The sequence below is a fragment of the Amycolatopsis nigrescens CSC17Ta-90 genome (assembly GCF_000384315.1).
In the GTDB taxonomy this organism is placed as follows: Bacteria; Actinomycetota; Actinomycetes; order Mycobacteriales; family Pseudonocardiaceae; genus Amycolatopsis; species Amycolatopsis nigrescens.
On record NZ_ARVW01000001.1, the window covers coordinates 3,958,266 to 3,976,619 of the forward strand.

An 18,354-nucleotide genomic window follows, 5' to 3' on the forward strand; every position below is an offset into this window, starting at 1 on the left:
TATGGTGGCCTTAAGGGACTTGCTCAGGCGGTGGCGAGTTCGACGATGGTGATGTCCGGGCGGGCGCCGACCCGCACCGGCGGACCCCAGAAGCCGGCGCCGTTGGTGATGTAGAGCTGCGTGTCGCCGTGCTGGGACAGGCCGGTCACCGACACCTGGGTGCCGGACACGATGGCGGTGAACGGCCAGAGCTGACCGCCGTGGGTGTGCCCGGAGAGCACCAGGTCCACGCCCTCGGCCCGCGCCTCGTCCAGGTTCCGCGGCTGGTGCGAGAGCATCACCACGGAGCGCTGACGGTCCCAGCCCCGCAGGGCCTTCGCCACGTCCGGCTGCTCGGCTTCGGCGCGCTCGGCCTCCGGGTCGGTCAGCCCGGCCAGCTCGAAGGCGCCGCCGTTGTGCGTGATGGTCACCCGCTCGTTGAGCAGCGGGCGGATGCCCAGCGTGCGCACGTGGTCGATCCATTCCGCGTAGGCGTAGTAGTACTCGTGGTTTCCGGTCACGTAGAACGAACCCTGGGTGGCGCGCAGCTCGCGCAGCGGCTCGGTCGCCGCGGCCAGGTTCTGCAGGCTGCCGTCCATCAGGTCGCCGCAGACGGCGATCAGGTCCGGCCGCTGCGAGTTGATCGTGTCCACCACCCGCTGGGTGAACGAGCGGCCGAGCAGTGCGCTCAGGTGGATGTCGCTGACCAGCGCGATCCGGCAGCCCGCTGCCCGCGGGTCCAGCCGCCGCAGCGCGATCCGCACCTGCTTGATGTCGGGGGCGCCCATCGCGGTGGGCACGCCGTAGCCGACCGCGCCGACCGCGGTGACCCCGACGATCGCCGCGGTGCCCCTGGCCAGCAGCATCCGGCGCGACACCCCGCGCGGCGGCTCGGCGGGTTCCGCGGCGGGTTCGTCGGCCGGTTCTTCGGTGTTGTCGACGTCTTCGGGGGCCGTCTTCTTCTTTTTCTTCTTCTTGGGCGGCGGCGGGAACTTCGGGTCCCGGCGGATCCAGCCCAGCAGGGCGAGCCGCGGGATCTCCAGCACCAGCGCGGTGAGCAGGATGTAGACGAACAGCCCGAACCAGATCCAGCCCGGCCAGGCGAACCACTGCCCGATCGACGGCGGGACGAAGGTGCCCAGCAGCAGCGCGGCCACCATGAACAGGTCCAGCACGATCCAGAGCACGGTGAGCACCTGGCGCAGCCGGCCCGGCCTGGTGCTGTCCTTGATCAGCCTTTTCCAGATGTACCAGTGCAGCAGCGTGAAGATGATCGCGTAGGGAACGTGGTAGAACGGCATCAGGGGTTAATGTCCCAATCTTTCTTTTCGGCCCGTCTGGCCGCGGCGAACCGTTCCAGCGCGTCCGGGTGGCCGTGCTCGGTGAAATGTTCGAAACCGACGATCACGAACAGCGCACGGGCACGCACCGCGATCGGCCCGTCCTCCGCGTCCAGCCTGCCGTCCGCGCTGGCGTAGATCTTGCGCCCGGCGACGCCGTCCAGCTTCGCGGTGATGTACAGCGTGGAGCCGACCGGGACCGGGCGGCGGAAGTCCGTTTCGAGCTTCCCGGTCACCGCCGGTTTGCGCAGCAGGTTGCCCACCGCGGAACCGAGCGCCTCGTCGAAGGCGCAGGCCAGCAGGCCGCCGTGGGCCAGCCCTGGCGCGCCCTGATGCGCGGAGGTGACGGTGAACCGGGAACGCACCGTGAGCTCTTCGCCCACGGTGGAGCGCATGTGCAGACCTGCGTCCAGCTCGTCGCCGCAGCCGAAGCACTCCGCATAGTGGACGCCCAGTTCGCTACCTGGCTGAGGGGCCTTTTCGTGGGGCACCGCGGGCTCGGTGTCCACCGGTGGCCACGGTTGCGCGATCTTGTTCACCTTTCAACGCTAACCCAAAGACCTCAAGGCCCCCATTGCGACCTTGAAGGTAGCAATGGGGGCCTTAAGGGACTCTCAGCTTCGCGCTAGCCGGTGGCGGGCTTGGGCTTCGCCGCCTGCGGACGGCGCCTGGCGATCCGCGAGTTGACGATGCCGCGCAGCGACACCCCGGCCGTTTCCGGCAGCAGCAGGATCGGGATCGCCGCGATCGCGGCCGAGCCCATCAGGTAGTACGCCGGCCACAGGTTGTTCCCGGTGCTGTCCACCAGGCTGCCGATGATGTAGGACGCGGTACCGCCGAACAGCGCGGTCGACACGCTGTAGCCGATGGAGAAACCGCTGTAGCGCTCCTGGGTGGGGAACATCGCCGGCAGGGTCGCCGCCAGCACGGCCAGGATCAGCACCAGCGGGATGGCGATCATCGCCACGCCGAGTCCGAGCTGCAGCCCGTTCCGGTCGTCCGCGGCCGCGCCCATGATCGTGAACGCCGGGATGGGCAGCGCCAGGAAACACGCGCAGCAGACGATCAGGATCGGTTTTCGGCCTATCCGGTCGGACAGCGAGCCGACCGGCACGATCAGCACCAGCATCAGCACGATGGTGGCCAGGATGATCAGCAGCGGCGTGTGCCCGGTGAAGCCGATGACGTCCTTGAGGTACGTCTCGAGATAGGTGATCACGATGTAGTCGGCCACGTTCAGCATGATCACGATGCCGATCAGGTGCAGGATCGAGGTCCAGTGCTTGCTGAGCAGCGCCCGCAGCGGGGCCTGCTCCACCTTTTTCTTCTGCTCCAACTCGACGAACAGCGGAGTGTCCTCGAGCCTGGACCGCAGCCACAGCCCGACGATGCCCAGCGGCCCGGCGATCAGGAACGGCAGCCGCCAGCCCCAGGAGTGCATCGCCTCTTCGCCGAAGATGACCGTGAACAGGGTGACGAACCCGGCGCCCATGGCGAAACCGACCAGGGTGCCGAACTCCAGCCAGCTACCCCAGAAGCCACGTTTCCGGTCCGGCGCGTACTCCGCGATGAAGGTGGCCGCGCCGCCGTACTCCCCACCGGCGGAGAATCCCTGGATCGCGCGGAGCAGGATTAGCAGCACCGCGGACGCCGGCCCGATGGTCGCGTAGGACGGCAGCAGGCCGATGATGAACGTGGAGCCGGACATCAGGATGATGGTCAGCGCCAGTATCTTCTGGCGGCCGAGCTTGTCTCCGAGTGGCCCGAACACGAAGCTGCCGAACGGCCGCACCACGAAGGTGATGGCGAGTACCGCGAAAGTGGCCAGCGCGCCTTCGGAAGTGCTCGCCGCGTTGAAGAAGACTTGGCCGAGAATCGCCGGCATGAAGCCGAACACGCCGAAGTCGTACCACTCGATGCAGTTACCCATTGCCGCCCCGGCGACCGCTTTGCGAATCTGCTCCGGTTGGGCTTCCTTGGGTGCGTCGCCTTCTGCGAGCACTGCTTCTTCAGCCATTGCCTGCCCTCCTGCCCACAGCCGCATCGGTGCCCGCGGCTGTGCCTGGTAGCTGCCCTGCCCCCTGAATGATCCCCTGACCGTAGGGGTTTCCGAAGCGTTGTCCAATCCTGCGGCGGCCGCAGAAGGGCGCTGCTAGCCCGTTTGGGTGACATTTTCGCAGGTAGATGCTGGTGTCGGAAAATTTCCGGTTACCCGCGAAAACTCAGACATTCCGGGCGCGTGTCGCGGCCCTGTCCGGTACCGGCCTTGTCTGGCAGTGCGCAGCTAGTGTCCGTCTGAGCAGCCGAGGGCGTCAACACGGAGTAATCGGGTCATGCTGGTCTTGTCGCGTTCGTGCGGGCAAGATAGGGACGCCCGCTCGCCAGGGGAGGAGGAACCGGCGTGGACACGGTGCGTAGCAAGACCGAAGCTGCCGCCCTGCGAAAGAAGTACGCCGCGCAGGAGCACGGTGACAAGGAGCCGGTCCGGCATGCCAGTGATGTGGCGGCGCCGACCGGGGCCGGCTCGGCGGGGGTGCTGGCCGAGGACAAGGACGGCATCGACCTCGACCTGGACGCGCTCAAGGCGGCCGAGGCCAAGCTCGCCGAGCACTACGACGAGCTGGTCGGCTATCTGGGCCAGGCGCGGGAGCTGGAAGGCAAGCTGTACGACGGGAAGAGCCCGGTCGCCGGCCCGATGGGCCGCTCGTTCAACAAGCGCGCCGGTGCGCACGAAGGTGGCGTACAGGCGACTCTGGTGGCTTATCTCGCCGAGCTGTCCGCGCTGCGCGAAGCCATCCAGGAGGTGGGCTCGACCCACCAGAACTTCGACGATGACGCCGCGGATACCCTGCGGCGCCGCGGATCCCACCAGCAAGCGGAGTGAACGACCATGGCGCTGGCCTACGACGAGCATCGTAAGAAGCGGCAGTACCACGACGACCACCCGTTGACAAGGCGGCAGCGCCGCAAGCGTGCCCGGCAGCGACGTCGTCAGCGGGACAACCTCCGGGACAGCGCGTTCGGCAAGATCAACTGGTCGGCCTACGACCACCGCCAGCTCTGGGACATGATCAAGTCGGCGGAGCCGGCCGCAATGGGCGAGCGCGCCCACCGCTGGGCCACCCTGGCCGCCAATGTGGACGCCGCGACCGCCGGGGTCAGGGCCACCTGCCAGGAGCTGCTGCTGTCCTGGCGCGGCGGCTCCGCGGTCCGCGCAGCAGAGTCCACCACCAAGCTGACCACCTGGGCCAGTGACGCGAGCCAGACCGCGCGGAAGATCGGTGACGGCCTCGACGACTACACCTCCGCGGTGGCCGAGGCCCAGCGCAAGATCCCCGAGCCGGTGCACCCCTACCTCGAACGCTGGTTCCGCGAGGGGTACGACGTCAGTGCGCTGGAGGGGCGGAACGGCGCGTACATGATGGACCAGCTGCTCGACGACCACCTGCCGTCCAAGCAGCAGGCCACCCGCGCGAAGGCCGAAGCCGTGCAGGTGATGGACACCTACGAGTCGGCCAGCAAGGGCGTGCAGACCAAGCTGCCGGGCTTCACCGACGCACCGGTGGTGACCGCGGACGGTTCGTCGTCGGCGGTACGACCGTTCGCCGCGGCGGCGACGGAGCCGCCTGGCGCCGATGAGACCACCACGTCGGCGGCTGCCGGTCCGGTGGTCGCCGGTGCCGGTCAGCTTCCGGGCGGGGCCGGACCCGGTCATGGCGGTGTTTCCGGCGTACCCGGTACCCCCGGCTACGGGGCACCTGGTGCCGGCCATCCCGGTGGTCCCGGCGTCGCCACCCCCGGCATCGCAACTCCCGGTGGGGGAAGCGGCTCGGGGCTGCCGGGTTCCCCGGCCGCGGCCGGTGGCGCGGCGGCCGCCGCGGGCGCGCGGGGCGGGGCCGGCACGCCGTTCGGCATGTACCCGCCGATGGCCGGTGCCCGCGGGGAGAACAGCGAGGACACCGAGCACAAGAACCGCTACGAGTTGGGCCTTGACCTGATGGACGACCTGCCCCCCGCCTACCCGCCGGTGTTCGGCCAATGAGCGACGGTTATCGCGCCGATCTGCCCGGCATGGCCGAGGCGGCCCGCTTGCTGGACGACGCGACCGAACGGCTGACGCCCATCCCGCCGTTGCTGGAAACCGAGCGCGATCCCGCCCTCGGCCCGGCCGAGCTGGTCGAAGAGGTGGACACGCTGAGCCACCGGTGGTCCGCGCGGGTCACCGCCGTGCGGTCCGATGTGGACTCCGCTTCGGCCGGCCTGCGCGCCGCCCGGCACCACTACCAGGTGGTGGACGAGAGCGGGGAAGCGGAACTGCGGCGGCTGCAAGATGACCGCTGACCACCGTGACTATCGCGGCCTCGGTTTCGACCCGGTGCCCGGCGACCCGGACGCGGTCGCGGACGTGAGCAGTCGGTTCACCGAAGCCGCCGGGCACGCCGAGGCGGCGGAGGAGGACCTGCGCCGGGCCGGGCGCCCGCCGTCGGGCTGGACCGGTGCGGGCGCGGCCGCCTACGCCGAAAGGCTGGCCGGGGGCCCGGACGCGCTGGCCGCCACCCGTGCCGAACTCGTCGCCGCGGCGGGCGTCCTGGACGACTGGGCCGGCACGCTGGCGGCGGGCCGGCGCACCGCGGAGGAACTGGACCGGCGCGCCGTCGAGCTGCGCGGCCAGGTCCGGGACGAGTCGGACGCGATGGAGCGGGCCGCCACCGAGGCCGAGTTCTCCACCGGCCAGGCCAAGGCCGATGCCGAGCACGAACTGGCCGCGGCACGCCGCCGGCACAGCACGCTGACCGCCGAGCTGGACCGGCTGCTGGACGAAGCCAGGCAGCTGCGGCATCGCCACCGCACCGAGGCGGAACGGGTGACCGCCCTGCTTCGATCCTTTGTGGACGGTACCGAGCCCGCATCGGCCAGCACCCGTTTCCGGCCGCAGACCGGTGCTTTGCGGGATTCCGCCGCACTGGGCGCCGGGCTGGCCACCCTGCTCAGCCCGCTGCACCGGTGGACGGGGTCACCGTCGCCGTTCACGGTCCCGCCGCCTGGTGGCGCGAGTGCGTTCGCCGCGGCGGTCGCCGACGGTGGCCGGTGAGGCTGCCCGCGGTTCCGGGTGTCACACCGGTTTCGCTGGATTCGGTGGAGCGCACCACGGCCGAGTTGACCGAACTGCTCGGCCGGTTGCGGGGCGCGGACGCGGCCCGCGACCCCGGGCTCGAACTGGCCGCCGTGGAAGCGGCCGAGCTGGCCCACCAGCATCGGGCCGGGCTGGTCGCGGTGGCCGAACACGTCGCCGCCGACCCGGCGATCCTGGTCGCCGCGGTGGTCGCGGTGGACCGCCCGATGGATCTCGAAGCCGCCGCCGAACTGCGCTACCACCTCGGGGACGGGCCGGATATCCGCGAGGTGACCGAAGCGCGCACCGCCACCGGCTATCCGGTGGTGGTCGCGGAACGGATTCTGGTGACCGGCCGGTCCACCGGCGCGCAGCTGCAGGCGGTCGTGGTCGACCCCGGCGCGCCCAGGATCGCGGTGTTCACCCTGCACTCACCGACCGGCCGCGGCTGGCTGGAGCTGTCCGGCCTGGTCGGCACCCTGGTGGCCGGGGTCGAATTCGGCTGACTCTTAGTTCGTGCTCGTCATCGGCCCGCTGTTCGGTGGTACCGGCACCGTGGTGCCCTGCGGAGCTGGCGCGTGTGTGCCCGGGACCGAGGCGGTCGGCTGCTGCGTGGGCGGTTTCGGGCTCATCGAGGGCTTTCGCGTGTTGTTGCTGGTTTCACGGGGTCGCGTGGTGACCTCGCTGCCCGGCTCGGCCGAAGGTGACGGGAGGCTTGAAGTGGGGGTGGGCGGTGGCGTGCTCGTCAGCTCGACCGCGGGCGGCGGTGCCGCCGGCTCCACCGGCGGAGGCGCGAGCTGGCGCTGCGGCAGGCCGAGCGCGATCGCGACGATCACGCCGGCCGTCGCGGTCGCGCTGCCGGCCGCGGCGAGCAGCTTGCGCCGCCGCCGGATCCGGCCGCCACGGCGCAGGATGTCCTCCGCGGACAGGGCCAGCGGCGGGCCGTGCTCCACGCCGGTGCCGGCGAACAAGTCCTTGATGTCCTCGGTTTCCTTACCGGTCACGATGTCACCTCCCTCCTTGCGCGGTCGTGAACAGTTCGCTGAAATGCGGCCCCAGCCGTTGCCGCAGGGTGGTGAGGCCACGCGTGCTCTGGCTTTTCACCGTCCCGGTGGAACAGCCGAGCGCGGCCGCAGTCTCCTCCACGCTCAGATCGTTCCAGTAACGCAGCACCAGCACCGCACGTTGTTTCGGCGGCACCGCACGCAGCGCGTGCAGCACCAGCATCCGCTGCTCCGAACCGTGCTCCCCGTCGTCGCCCGCGGTCTCCGGCGGCAGTTCGGTGAGGTTCTCCCGCCGCCGCCACGGCCGCCGGCGCTCGGCGAGAAAGGTGCGCAGCACGATCTTGCGGGCGTAGGCGTCCAGCGCGTCGTGCCGTGACAGCCGCGGCCAGGCCAGGTACAGCTTGAGCAGCGACTGCTGGGTGATGTCCTCCGCGTGGTGCCAGTCCCCGCAGAGCAGGAACGCGGTGGCGCGCAGGGAGTGTGCGCGCTCGCCGAAGTACCGGGCGAACTCGCCGTCCCACGGCGAGCTCGGCCCGGTCTTCGGCGCGCGCTCTTGCTTCACCCGGTCAGTTGCCGCCGATGCTCGGCAGGTGCAGGTCGCCGGTCGGGCCGGCCGGCACCTTGCCCGGCACCCTGACCTTGCCGTCCGGACCCGCCGGTGCGGCGGTCGGCTTCGGCGCCTGGGTGACTGACGGCCGTTCGGCGGGCGCGGTCGTCCTGGTCGGTTCCGCGGAGGGCGGGGCCGACGTCGGCTGCGGTACCGGCGGGGTCGAGGTCGCCTGCGCGGGAGCGGGCTGCGGCGGGGCCGGGTTCGAGGTGGCCAGCGCGGTCCCGGTCATGGCGCCGCCCGCCAGCAGCAGGGCACCGGCCCACAGTGCGATTCGAGTACGCAATAGTTCTCCTAGGTCGCCGGCGCCACCCCCTTGCGGTGACGCCTGTGCCGTTAGACATGCGCGTGCCCTCGCCCCGGGTTGCACCGAATTTTGCCGGCGCTTCGAGAAGTCTCATCCCGCACCGAGCCGCTCGTCCCGGTACTCGCGCGGGGTCCGGCCGACCACCTTGCGGAAGGTCCGGGAGAAGTGCGCGGCGTTGCCGAATCCGCACTGCCTGGCGATCTCGGCGATTCCGTGCGCCGCCTTCGCCGGGTCGCCGAGCAGTGCCTTGGCGCGGGCCACGCGCAGCGCCCGGATCCGCCCGGAAACCCCGTCGCCGTCGTCGAAGAGCTGGTACAGCCGCCGCCGCGAGATGAACAGCGCGTCCGCGATCCGGTCCGCGCCGAGGCCGGGTTCACCGAGGTGCGCCCTGATGTACTCGATGGCGTCGCGCCGACGCGACGCCATCAGGTCCACCCGGTCCAGCTCGGCCCGCAGCGCGCTGCGCAGCACCAGTTCCGCCAGGCCGAGCAGGTGGTGCGCGACGCCGTGCGGGTCCAGCGTCCCGGCAGCGGCCAGCAGGTGCGCGATCGCGCCGGCGAACAACCCGCGCAGCGCCGGGTCCACCTCCACCGGCTGGAACATCAGCGGCCGCAGCTCGGTGAAGGAGACCGAAAGCGCGGAGGTGGCGACGGTCAGCATCACCACCCCGCGCCGCCCGCGCGACGCGTCCTGGCCGTCGTCCCTTTTGGACACCGGCAGCACGTGCAGGGTGCAGTCCGGAAAGCTCAGCGTGGAGCCGGTTTCGCGCACCGCGCCGGGAACCAGGCAGCGCATCAGCAGCTGCAGCCGTTCCGGCTCGCCGCCGGCACTGCCGCCGCCCATCGCCCGCACCGCGGCACTGGCCCCGGATGCGCGAACGACCAGGAAGCCACTGGCGACTTCCTGGTCGTTCGCTTCCGTCATCAGCTGTTCAGCGCCGACTTGGCGGTCCACTCCTCCCAGGAGTAGGTCCAGTCCGCGTAGTCGTGGTCGTTCGGCCCCAGCTTCTGGGTGCTGCCCTCGATCTCCACCGGGTCACCGGGGAGCACGCCGTCGAAGTACTCCTTGGCGTTCTTCGGCGACAGGTTCAGGCAGCCGTGCGAGATGTTCTTCTTGCCCTGTGCCCAGATCGAGGCGGAAAGGCCGTGGATGAACTCGCCGTTGTTGGAGATCCGGACCGCCCACGGCACGTTCACGTCGGTGTAGTTGTAGCGCGGGTTGCTCATCGAATAGGTGGGGTGCTTGGACATCACCACATGCGTCCCGCTCTTGGTGACCCGGCCCGGATCGGAGTCGAGTCCGTAGCTGACCGGGTAGTCGGCGATCTGCTGGCCGTCCCGGATCACCTGCATCCGGTGCTGCTGGGTGTTGCCCTTGACCAGCTGCGCGCGGCCGATCTGGAAGTTCGACGATACGTCCTGCTTGCCGTAGACGCCTTCGCCGAGCTTCACCCCGTACAGCTTGGCGTTCACCTTCACCTGCGTGCCCGGCTGGTAGTACTCCTTCGGCCGCCAGTGCACGGAGGTGTCGCCTTCGAGCCAGGCCCAGGATCCCTCGGTCTTCGGTGTGGTCTCCACCGAGATCGCCTTTTCCACCGCGGCCTTGTCGGTGACCTTGGCGGTGAAGGTCAGCGCGATCGGCATCGCGATGCCGTAGGTCTGGTCGTCGCCGACGTTGAGCTTGCCCTCGAGCTGCTTCTTCGGCGTGACCGTGGTGAACGAGCCGGCCAGCGGCACCTGCTTGCCGTCGCTGCCGACCGCGTTCCCCTGCCAGCTGTAGCTCTTCCCGTAGCCGAGCGGCTCGGTGGTCGTCCAGCTGCGCTTGTCCTCGGAAACCTGGCCCTGTACCTGTTTTCCCTCCGGGTTGGTCAGGCTGACCGACCCGATGGTGCCGTCGGTGACCGAGACGCGCACCGGTTCGCCCGGTGCCACGTCCTTCGCGCCGTCCGATGGCTGTGCGACGAGCTTGGCCGCCGCGGTCTGCCCGGAATGCCCGCCTGCCGGGCCCTGCCCTGATTCCCCCGCCGCGGACGTGTCCGGTGTGCTCGTGCAGGCGCTCAGCCCGATGGCCGCGCTCATGACCAGCCCGAACAGCAAGGCGCTTCGCCTGCCGCGGATTTTGGTGTTCAGTCCTGTCACCTGTCTGTCCCCTTACTCCCCTGTCCCCACAAGTGACGCCTGGCGTCTCCAGGACGTTGATCCGGTGCAACGTGACGAATATCACGCGAAGGCGGGTGGATCATGGTGTTGACACATCCCGTTCGGACCAGGTCCGAGGGTCGGCCGGCGCGAGCGACAGAGTAACCGTTGGTGCCGACAAGATCAGGAACGTCGTACAACGTTTCGGTGACCCGTTCGGCAGTAGGAGCGAACCCTTGTTGGAGGGCTTCAGATTTCCGCAGATCCCGGTAGGCTGCCGTCAGGCCGTCGTTTTGCGTGTTCGTGGCTTCACACTCGCGGAACTTCTGACGCGAGCCCTGAGCCGGATGCGCTCTTCGCTCACTCGTTGGAACCGCCCGGGGCGGCCCGGGGACTACTGCGGTGGCCCCCGATGCGGATCTGTTACGAGGAGTAAAGCGGTGGCGCAAGGCACTGTGAAGTGGTTCAACGCCGAAAAGGGCTTCGGCTTCATTGCCCAGGACGGCGGCGAGGGCGACGTTTTCGTGCACTACTCGGAGATCGACGGGCGCGGGTTCCGCACCCTCGAGGAGAACCAGCGAGTCGAGTTCGAGGTCGGCCAAGGACAGAAGGGCCCGCAGGCGCAGAAGGTCCGCCCCATCTGAGGTTGACCGGCTAGTCGTCTAGACACCACGAGCCCCCGGCGAGAATTTCTCGCCGGGGGCTCGTGCGTCGTAAGGGGGCCGGTCAGAGCCGGCCTGCGAGGGGCTGGTTCCAGTCCTGGTCGAACACGTGCTGGTCGGTGTGGGCGTCCTCGTGGTCGTGGTCCGGGGCCGCCTGCTGACGCGGCCGCTGGGGCGCGGATTGCGCTTCCCAGGAGAGGCGCTCGAGGATCCAGTCGTGCGCCAGCCGCTGCGGGGAGACGCCGCGCTCGGTGGCGATCTCCTTGAACTGCTCGCTGGCGATCAGGCTGAGCCGGAGCTGGTAGACCTGCGCGTCACCGAACCGCTTACCGGTCCCGGTGCTCTCCGGGTCGGCGTCGGGGGCGAGCGCGGCCAGGTAGCTGGTCAGCTCGTGGTCTTCGACGCCGGTTTCCGCCTCCTTGGCTGCGGAGTTCCGGTGCCGACCCTGGCCGACGGCCTTGAGGTTGGTGCGGCTGCTCAGACGTCCTAACGATGGAAGAGGCACGCTGCCACGATAACGGTTGGATCTCGGCGACCAACCCAATGTGGTCCACGACACACTAGGTAATCCCTGTTGACCTTGGACTTTAGGCCGTTCAGGTCATTCACGCCCACTTGGCGCAACCCGCCCCACACCCCCCGCAACCAAATCTGTCGCCCCGTCACGTATCTGTGCGTAACCACCCCCCTCTTCTTGACAAACAATCCGCAAGATTTAGCCACTCGGGCGCCTGCAACCGATGCTGGTTCCGTCTCAACGCGCCCAGGCCGTCAGGGTGACGAGCTCGCACCGCGGGGGGCCCGGGGGGCTCGGCCCCCCAATGAACACAAGGACCCTGCGAAGACGCCAAGCGTCGAGCAGGAATGGAGAGGCCCCCGCGCCAGGGGGAGGAACGCGGGGGCCGGAGGGGATCTCCACAGGCGCTGACCGGGGGTGTGTCAGCCCGTTGATTGTTACATGACTTCCGTCGTGGTGCGAGTGGTCGGCGAAAAATTCCGACCGGCGGTGTCATCTGTTCGTTGCCGGGTGTTCATTGAGTGAGCGAGGTCGGAGGACCGAGCGTGAGCAGAGGTTCACTCTGCGGGGGGCTGCATCTTGGATCGTCTGCTAAGTAGCCTCGCGCCCAGTTGTCCGTGAGCCAAGTGGAGGAGCCATGAGCGGGTCACTTGAGGTTCGACAGTTCCTCCTGCGGCACGAGGGTGCCGATGGGGGAAGCAACAACTACGCGGGCGGCGTTCCTGCCCAGCGCAGTGGGCATGCGGATGCACAGAGGGTTTCCGACGATCAAGTGCGTCGGGCCCGGCTGGCGGTCGCCATGGGGGCTGAGGGGGTGGAGGACTGTGCGCAGTTGCTCGACATGCTCGGGCTGACTTTGGACGAGGACGGCCAGGCGCCGGTGCAACGGTGAGTCCTGGCCGAAGCCTCGAATGGAGTAGGTAGCCCGCGCAGGGGTGCACCCCCTGGTTTCCACCCCTGCGCGCGGCTCCGGAAAACATACTGGTCGCAGGCTTATGCGGCAATCGAATCGTCGGTTGCCGCGACTTTGTGACGTAGATTATTCGGTAGACGTGTTCGTTCGTGCCCGTTCGGTAACGGTGTGATCATTGGGTCCGGGCCGGGTCCGTACTTGCTGCCCCGCCGGCAGCCCACGCTCCGCCCGGTCGTCGAAGCCGGGGATGACGGTCCGTTGATGCAGCTCCGGAGGCTGCGAGCGGGAAAGTGACCCCCGGCTTTGGGGTCGTCGGGGTGGGTGCCCTATGCTTGTGATCGCTCCCAGGGGGACCTGAGAGCGCGGTCGGTCGGTTCGCCGAAACCGACCGGGCTCCCATCGTCCAGCGGCCTAGGACTCCGCCCTTTCAAGGCGGCAACGCGGGTTCGAATCCCGTTGGGAGTACGCAGTACAGCAAGGCCCTGTGGCGCAGTTGGTTAGCGCGTCGCCCTGTCACGGCGAAGGTCGCGGGTTCGAGTCCCGTCAGGGTCGCAAGATCGTTCGGCTGCTAGGCCGGCGTTCGCGGCCAGGTAGCTCAGTTGGTACGAGCGTCCGCCTGAAAAGCGGAAGGTCGCCGGTTCGACCCCGGCCCTGGCCACCGCTCCGAACAGCAAGACAGAGCCCTCCACTCACATGCGGTGGAGGGCTCTTCTTTGTGTCGAGTTGCTTTGGTCCTGGTTCCCGTGGACGGCGATCTGCGAAGAAACGACATAGCGGTTGTAATGTCTGCCAATTGTTCGGGCTTTCCGATCCGTCCGTGTTCGATTCTTGTCGAGTTTGCAATTAGGGCCACGTATGGGGCTTTCGCTTGGTTACCCTGCGACTCGGGCGTCCAGTGGACGGGCCATTAATTGGCAAGTAGTCAACGGCGAGGGAGGAGCGCGCGTGACACGAGATGGCTTTAGGAACCATGAATCATCCGCACCATCGGTGATCGGACCGGGCTTTGTCGAGGAAGATGGTGTGACAGAACAGGCGCTGGTGTACCTGCCATCCGAGCGGGCACAACGGGGCGATGCCGAGGTTACGGTGGAATTCCGCCGGATAGACGACGGACGGCTTGTGGTGCTCGCCTATACGTCACTGGATGCCTTGGTGGACGGATGTGGCGACCGGCAGCCGTGGGTTTCGCTGCCCGCCGAGTCGATCGGGGAAATCGTGCAGGCGAGCGGGGCGGACGAGGTGTTGTGGAATCAGGCATTGCCGGCCGAGCAGCGGCGTGAAAGTTCGGCGGGAGGTAACGCCTGATGGACGGCTACGGCGTAAATCCAGGGGACATGGAAGCTTTGGCCAGCCGGTTGCGGAATGGGGCCGCCGATCTCGAAGCCGGTGCCGGTGCCCCGCCTCCGCCGGCCGAGGCGGGTGAGGTGACCGGAGCCATCAGCGGTTTGGTCGGTGCGCTCTGCACGTCGATGGCAGGGGTTGTGGAGGGGGTGGGAGCCGCCGGTGATGCGGTGGCGACCAGCAGAGAAGTGTATGAGAACGCCGAGCACGACGCCGGTGGCCAGGTGCCGCAGATCGATGCGAACTGAACACTCGAGGGGGAGCTCAAATGCCACTGGACACCGAGGTCAAGGCCGATCCTGGAAGCATTCGCGGCGTGGCGGACTGGCTGACCGCCCGGTCAGGTGACACGCACGGTGCGGGCGGACAGGTCTACGGCGCTCGTGGAGACTCCGAAGGCACCTGGCGTGGTCCGGCGTCCGACGGGTTCAGGTCCACCATGACGCAGGCGGGTCAGAAGATCGACGAACTGGCCGGGGACCTGACCGCCACTTCGACCGCGCTGAAGACCCATGCCGACGACGTCGACACCGTGAAGGCACGGATGAGCCAGGCCATCGAGATCGCCCGCAGCGGCGGCCTGACCATCAACGGCCACATCATCGAAGACCCAGGGCCCGCGCCGGCCGACCCGATTCCGTTGCCGACGGACAAGCCTCCTACTCCGCAACAGCAGCAGATCCATGACAGCGCGACACAGGCGCAGTCGGCTTACGCGCTGAAAGTCCAGCGCTTCACCGAAGCGAGTGGCGTGGCCGTCGAGGCGAAGGGCACCCTCAACCAGTCGCAGTCGGTGTTGAACAAGTTCGTCTCCGGCTACGCTGAAAAAGGTGTCTTCAACATGTCTGACATCGCCACCGGCCTGACCGCCGCGGTGGCGGACCGCACCAGCAAGTTCCGTGCGTCGGCCAGGGCGATGGATCCGGGGATCGACCGCGCGGCTCGCTATGCCAAGAGCGGGCGCATGAACCCGTTCGCGCAGGCGCGGGCGGACGCGCTGGAGATCGAACGAAGGCTGGCGCAGCAGGCGGAGAACACCAAGGCGGTCGCCACTCGCACCGCCCGCATGGTGGACAAACTGCCGAACGGTGTCAAAGGTGCACTTGAGAAAACGTTGGCATTCGGCAAACATGCCGACGACATCGCCAACCCGCTGCTGCGTGGAAGCACCCGTGTGCTCGGCAAATTGCCGGTCGTCGGACTGGCGATCACCGGACTCGGAGTGGGTTACGACATCAGCCAGAAGAAGGATGTGACCACTAGTGTTGCTTCCGGAGCCGGCGGGTTCGTCGCCGGAGCGTTGGCGACAGCGGCAGTTTCCTCGATGGGCGGACCGGTGGGCTGGGCCGTCGCCGGTGGCGCCCTGGTGTCGGCAGGGGTGGGTTTCGCCATCGAAGAGTGGGGTGACGATGCTGTTGAAGCGGTGGGTGATGCCGCAGGCTGGGTGGGTGACAAGGTCGGCGACGCAGGTAAGGCCGTCGGAAAGTTCTTCAGCGACTTGTTCTGAGGTTGACAATGGATATCACGCGGTTGCCGCCGAAACCCGACACCCGGACCGGCGTGCCCCGCCCGCCCAGCGCCCCGCTGGAGCGGGGTAACAGCAAGCCCGGCCATCGGCGGGCGAGGGCCGAGTCGAAAGTGCCACAGCCGCCGTCCGGTGAAGGGCCGCTCTTGGAGTGGTTCTACCCGGACCGCACTACCCGGCTGATCTCCGGCTTTTTCGTTGTGCTCCTGGGGATTGTCTACTTGACTTTTCGGGACGGGGGATTCGGCTGGATGGGGACTATCTGGCTCTGGTTGCTGCTGGTGCCGTGGCCGATTCTCTTCCTCGTTACCGGCCGGAACGTGCGGATGTCGGCTGGTGCGGATTGGCTGGCTTACGGCAAGTCCTTCGTCAAGACCTATGAGCTGGTCGCTGTTGATGTCGTGATCGACGGTGCCGCGCATTCGCTCAAGATCAAGGACAGTCTAGGCAATGGTATCCACGCGCAGGTGAATGATTTGCAGCAGAATCATGAGTTGTGGGATCTGGTTTACAACGGGTTGCTGCATTCGGTGCATGTCGGCAAGGCGGAGACGGGCAAGCGAGCACGGGAGTATCTCCAGCTGGACTATCCGCCGCATCTGGCGGAGCGTGCCTGACGAGTCACTCTGGCGAGTAGTGGACGAAAACAGCCCCATCGGTTTCCGGTGGGGCTGTTTTCGTGTGCGACCCGACGGCTGCCCGATGAGGCGGTTATGGGTGTTCTAAAGGCTGAACGGCGGCTGGACAGTTGGGAGCGGGGGGTGCGCACGCTGGGTTGGTAGCGCCGGGTGGGCGTGCGGGAGGTTCGCGTGGGTGAGTTACGGGTTCGTCTGCTCGGTAGTTTTCAGCTGACCTTGGACGCGCGGCCGGTGGAGCGGCCGGTGCGGCGGAAGGCGCAGGAGTTGCTGGCGCTGGTGTTGCTGGCGCCGCAGCGCAACGTGTTGCGTGAGGTCGCGGCGGAGGCGTTGTGGCCGGCGGCGGGGGCCGAGGTTTCGAAGAAGTCCATGCGCCAGGTGCTCTGGCAGTTGCACCAGGCGACCGGTCCCACCGGGCCGCGGCTGGTGCTGACCGAGGGCGAGGTCATCCGGATCAACCCGGATCGCCCGGTCTGGCTGGACGTGGACGCGTTCGTGGCGGCGTCCAGGACGGCCATCGAGCTCGTCGAGCTGACCAAGGCCACCGACCTGTACCGCGGGCCGCTGATGGCGGGCTGTTACGACGACTGGTTCCTGATCGAGCGGGCCCGGCTGGAGGACCTGCACATCACGTTGCTGGACAAGCTCAGCGTCGGGCACGAACGCCACGGCGAGCTGGAAGCGGCGATCCACTGGGCCCAGCGGCTGCTCGAGGTCGAGCCGGCGCACGAGCGCACCCATCGGCGGCTGATGCACCTCTACTACCGCACGGACGACCGCACCCGGGCGCTTCGCCAGTACCGGCGGTGCCAGCAGGTGCTCCTGCACGAGCTGGGCATCCGGCCCTCGGCGCGGACCGTGCGGCTGGCGGCGGAGATCGGCGCGGACACCGGCAGGCCACCGGAGCCTGCCGCGCTGGACGGGGTACGGGCCGAACTCGCCGAGCTGCGCGCCACCGTCGACGACCTCCGCGAGCGGCTCGGCGAAGCGGAGACAGCGGGAAGACGTTCCGGAGACCGCCCCCGCGTATCCATGACCGCATTGTGAATACGAACAAGGGGAGCCACGGTGACACGACGAGCGACTCGGTGCTGGCGCACTCCTTTGTCGTCCGCGCGCTGCGCGAACCGGAGGCCGCGCCGGGTTGGCACGGTTTCGTCACCGACGTGGAGACCGGCGAGCGGCGGCCGTGGCACCGGGCGTTCGAGCTGGCGCGGTTCATCGAAGACCAGCTCGCGGTGCCGGGGGCCGGCATGACCGGCCCGGCGTTGACCGACGTGGTCGGCGAGATGCTCGCGGTGCTCGGCGCCAGGCTGCCAGGCCCGCTGCCCACCCTGCCCGAACCGAACGTCACCCTGGAACGGGTCGCCGAGAAGCTGGTCGGCATCGGCAACCACCGCGGCACCGAGAGCACCGGCACTCTTGGCACCCGCACGGTGCGCGGCGGCAGGCTGGACGCCAGGGTGCGGTTCCAGATCTGGGGCGGCACGGCGTCCGCCGTGGACACCGCGGTGCTCACCCTGCACTCGGACCTGCTCGACGACCGCGATGTGCTGCGCGGACTGGGTTTTCTCAAGCTCAACGCCTCGGGCACCACGCTCGCCGAGCACGTGGACCCGGTCGGCGGCTGGCGCAAGACCACCAGTTTCGACGCGCTCTACGAGTACTCCTATGTGGACAGCAGCGACGCGGACAGCCTGATCACGCGGATCCAGCTCACCACCGATCCCGAGCGAGCCGGTGGCCCCGGCCGGGAACGCGAGACCGAGACCGACTCGATCATCCGCTGGGACAGCGAGAACGCGCCGCCGCTGGTGATCACCGGGCCGATGCGGGTGGACCGGATCACCGCGCTGGCCTTCGATCCCGGCCCGCCGATCGGCGGCCAGGTGCGGCTGCTGGCGTTGCGCAGCATGGACGGCACCGGCGGCCCGATCGTGCACCTGCCCGACCTGGCCACCTTCCTCGCCGCGACCGGCGGTGCGCACCCGGCGGAAGCCAACGCGGACGTGACCCTGACCCCCGCCGAGCTGTTCACCCAGCTCGGTGCCGCCGGCCCCGGGCTCGACCTCGGCGACTGGAACACCGACGGCGTGGTGGACAGCTACGCAGGTTTCGACCGGCCACTCGATCAGCCGATCGTGCTGCCCACCTGGTCGGACCGGCTGATCTGCAGCTACCTGCCGCCGGGCCCCGGCGCCGGGCTCGACCAGACCGCCGTGGTCTACCTGCGGGTCAACTCGCCATGACGCACGACCGCGGCCCGACGT

The 18,354-nt window shown here is 68.6% G+C and carries 22 protein-coding genes and 3 tRNA genes; 16 read left to right on the top strand and 9 right to left on the bottom strand.

Annotated features, from left to right (window positions below; all coding sequences use genetic code 11):
* Positions 1–23: 23 nt before the first annotated feature.
* From AMYNI_RS0118665 to AMYNI_RS0118675, 3 genes are all read right to left on the bottom strand, one after another.
* Positions 24–1,280, bottom strand: coding sequence for a metallophosphoesterase (locus AMYNI_RS0118665; RefSeq protein ID WP_020669557.1), 1,257 nt, complete (start codon positions 1,278–1,280; stop codon positions 24–26).
* Positions 1,280–1,858 (bottom strand): PaaI family thioesterase, encoded by a 579-nt coding sequence (locus tag AMYNI_RS0118670; protein ID WP_020669558.1) that lies wholly within the window; start codon positions 1,856–1,858, stop codon positions 1,280–1,282. The genes AMYNI_RS0118665 and AMYNI_RS0118670 overlap by 1 nt, the downstream gene beginning before the upstream one ends.
* A gap of 86 nt (positions 1,859–1,944) precedes the next feature.
* Positions 1,945–3,336 carry an MFS transporter gene (locus AMYNI_RS0118675; protein WP_020669559.1) on the bottom strand — a complete coding sequence of 464 codons (1,392 nt, stop codon included), beginning with the start codon at positions 3,334–3,336 and terminating at the stop codon, positions 1,945–1,947.
* A gap of 384 nt (positions 3,337–3,720) precedes the next feature.
* Here AMYNI_RS0118675 and AMYNI_RS0118680 point away from each other — a divergent pair, with 384 nt between their 5' ends.
* Genes AMYNI_RS0118680 through AMYNI_RS0118700 form a run of 5 tightly spaced genes read left to right on the top strand, consistent with a single transcriptional unit; the run spans position 3,721 to position 6,938 of the window.
* Positions 3,721–4,203 (top strand): hypothetical protein, encoded by a 483-nt coding sequence (locus tag AMYNI_RS0118680; protein ID WP_020669560.1) that lies wholly within the window; start codon positions 3,721–3,723, stop codon positions 4,201–4,203.
* A 6-nt stretch (positions 4,204–4,209) separates the two neighbouring features.
* On the top strand, positions 4,210–5,361 hold the full coding sequence (locus AMYNI_RS0118685) for a WXG100 family type VII secretion target (protein WP_020669561.1): 1,152 nt from the start codon (positions 4,210–4,212) through the stop codon (positions 5,359–5,361).
* Complete coding sequence (locus AMYNI_RS0118690; RefSeq protein WP_020669562.1) at positions 5,358–5,660, top strand: hypothetical protein; 303 nt, start codon at positions 5,358–5,360, stop codon at positions 5,658–5,660. The genes AMYNI_RS0118685 and AMYNI_RS0118690 overlap by 4 nt, the downstream gene beginning before the upstream one ends.
* Positions 5,650–6,411: a hypothetical protein gene (locus AMYNI_RS0118695; RefSeq protein ID WP_020669563.1), complete on the top strand. Its 762-nt coding sequence runs from the start codon at positions 5,650–5,652 to the stop codon at positions 6,409–6,411. The genes AMYNI_RS0118690 and AMYNI_RS0118695 overlap by 11 nt, the downstream gene beginning before the upstream one ends.
* A gap of 44 nt (positions 6,412–6,455) precedes the next feature.
* On the top strand, positions 6,456–6,938 hold the full coding sequence (locus AMYNI_RS0118700; RefSeq protein WP_245573948.1) for a hypothetical protein: 483 nt from the start codon (positions 6,456–6,458) through the stop codon (positions 6,936–6,938).
* Between the two features lie 3 nt (positions 6,939–6,941).
* Here the strand turns inward: AMYNI_RS0118700 and AMYNI_RS47280 are convergent, their stop codons facing one another.
* The 5 genes from AMYNI_RS47280 to AMYNI_RS0118725 form a co-directional block, all read right to left on the bottom strand.
* A complete protein-coding gene (locus AMYNI_RS47280; protein WP_020669565.1) occupies positions 6,942–7,436 on the bottom strand; it encodes a hypothetical protein in 495 nt (164 codons plus the stop codon).
* Between the two features lie 4 nt (positions 7,437–7,440).
* Positions 7,441–7,998: a SigE family RNA polymerase sigma factor gene (locus tag AMYNI_RS0118710; protein ID WP_020669566.1), complete on the bottom strand. Its 558-nt coding sequence runs from the start codon at positions 7,996–7,998 to the stop codon at positions 7,441–7,443.
* Positions 7,999–8,002: 4 nt separating this feature from the next.
* On the bottom strand, positions 8,003–8,329 hold the full coding sequence (locus tag AMYNI_RS0118715; protein ID WP_020669567.1) for a hypothetical protein: 327 nt from the start codon (positions 8,327–8,329) through the stop codon (positions 8,003–8,005).
* Positions 8,330–8,440: 111 nt separating this feature from the next.
* Entirely contained in the window at positions 8,441–9,274 is an 834-nt protein-coding gene (locus AMYNI_RS0118720) for a helix-turn-helix transcriptional regulator (protein WP_020669568.1), read from the bottom strand.
* Positions 9,274–10,488, bottom strand: coding sequence for a L,D-transpeptidase (locus AMYNI_RS0118725; RefSeq protein ID WP_040405814.1), 1,215 nt, complete (start codon positions 10,486–10,488; stop codon positions 9,274–9,276). Before AMYNI_RS0118725 ends, AMYNI_RS0118720 begins: the two co-directional genes overlap by 1 nt.
* A gap of 440 nt (positions 10,489–10,928) precedes the next feature.
* On the opposite strand from AMYNI_RS0118725, the gene AMYNI_RS0118730 reads away from it, so the two are divergent.
* Positions 10,929–11,132 (top strand): cold-shock protein, encoded by a 204-nt coding sequence (locus tag AMYNI_RS0118730; RefSeq protein WP_020669570.1) that lies wholly within the window; start codon positions 10,929–10,931, stop codon positions 11,130–11,132.
* Between the two features lie 82 nt (positions 11,133–11,214).
* On the opposite strand, the gene AMYNI_RS0118735 is transcribed toward AMYNI_RS0118730, so the two are convergent.
* Positions 11,215–11,655, bottom strand: a complete 441-nt coding sequence (locus tag AMYNI_RS0118735; protein WP_020669571.1) for a hypothetical protein — start codon at positions 11,653–11,655, stop codon at positions 11,215–11,217.
* A gap of 649 nt (positions 11,656–12,304) precedes the next feature.
* Between AMYNI_RS0118735 and AMYNI_RS0118740 the strand changes: the two genes are divergently transcribed.
* The 10 genes from AMYNI_RS0118740 to AMYNI_RS0118785 all read left to right on the top strand — a co-directional run bounded on the left by AMYNI_RS0118740 (position 12,305) and on the right by AMYNI_RS0118785 (position 18,333).
* Positions 12,305–12,559 (top strand): hypothetical protein, encoded by a 255-nt coding sequence (locus AMYNI_RS0118740; protein ID WP_020669572.1) that lies wholly within the window; start codon positions 12,305–12,307, stop codon positions 12,557–12,559.
* A 413-nt stretch (positions 12,560–12,972) separates the two neighbouring features.
* Positions 12,973–13,045, top strand: a tRNA-Glu gene (locus tag AMYNI_RS0118745).
* A gap of 13 nt (positions 13,046–13,058) precedes the next feature.
* Positions 13,059–13,132 (top strand) — tRNA-Asp (locus AMYNI_RS0118750).
* A gap of 32 nt (positions 13,133–13,164) precedes the next feature.
* A tRNA-Phe gene (locus AMYNI_RS0118755) sits at positions 13,165–13,238 on the top strand.
* A 287-nt stretch (positions 13,239–13,525) separates the two neighbouring features.
* On the top strand, positions 13,526–13,888 hold the full coding sequence (locus AMYNI_RS0118760; RefSeq protein ID WP_026360633.1) for an SAV_915 family protein: 363 nt from the start codon (positions 13,526–13,528) through the stop codon (positions 13,886–13,888).
* Positions 13,888–14,172, top strand: coding sequence for a hypothetical protein (locus tag AMYNI_RS44835; RefSeq protein WP_020669574.1), 285 nt, complete (start codon positions 13,888–13,890; stop codon positions 14,170–14,172). The genes AMYNI_RS0118760 and AMYNI_RS44835 overlap by 1 nt, the downstream gene beginning before the upstream one ends.
* Before the next feature lie 20 nt (positions 14,173–14,192).
* The gene (locus tag AMYNI_RS0118770; RefSeq protein WP_020669575.1) at positions 14,193–15,431 is read left to right on the top strand and encodes a WXG100 family type VII secretion target; all 1,239 of its coding nucleotides are present in this window, start codon (positions 14,193–14,195) and stop codon (positions 15,429–15,431) included.
* Positions 15,432–15,439: 8 nt separating this feature from the next.
* Complete coding sequence (locus AMYNI_RS44840) at positions 15,440–16,066, top strand: hypothetical protein (RefSeq protein WP_026360634.1); 627 nt, start codon at positions 15,440–15,442, stop codon at positions 16,064–16,066.
* 192 nt (positions 16,067–16,258) lie between these two features.
* Positions 16,259–17,131: an AfsR/SARP family transcriptional regulator gene (locus AMYNI_RS50540; protein WP_051116340.1), complete on the top strand. Its 873-nt coding sequence runs from the start codon at positions 16,259–16,261 to the stop codon at positions 17,129–17,131.
* Positions 17,128–18,333: a hypothetical protein gene (locus AMYNI_RS0118785; RefSeq protein WP_157357406.1), complete on the top strand. Its 1,206-nt coding sequence runs from the start codon at positions 17,128–17,130 to the stop codon at positions 18,331–18,333. The genes AMYNI_RS50540 and AMYNI_RS0118785 overlap by 4 nt, the downstream gene beginning before the upstream one ends.
* The last annotated feature ends 21 nt before the right edge of the window (positions 18,334–18,354 follow it).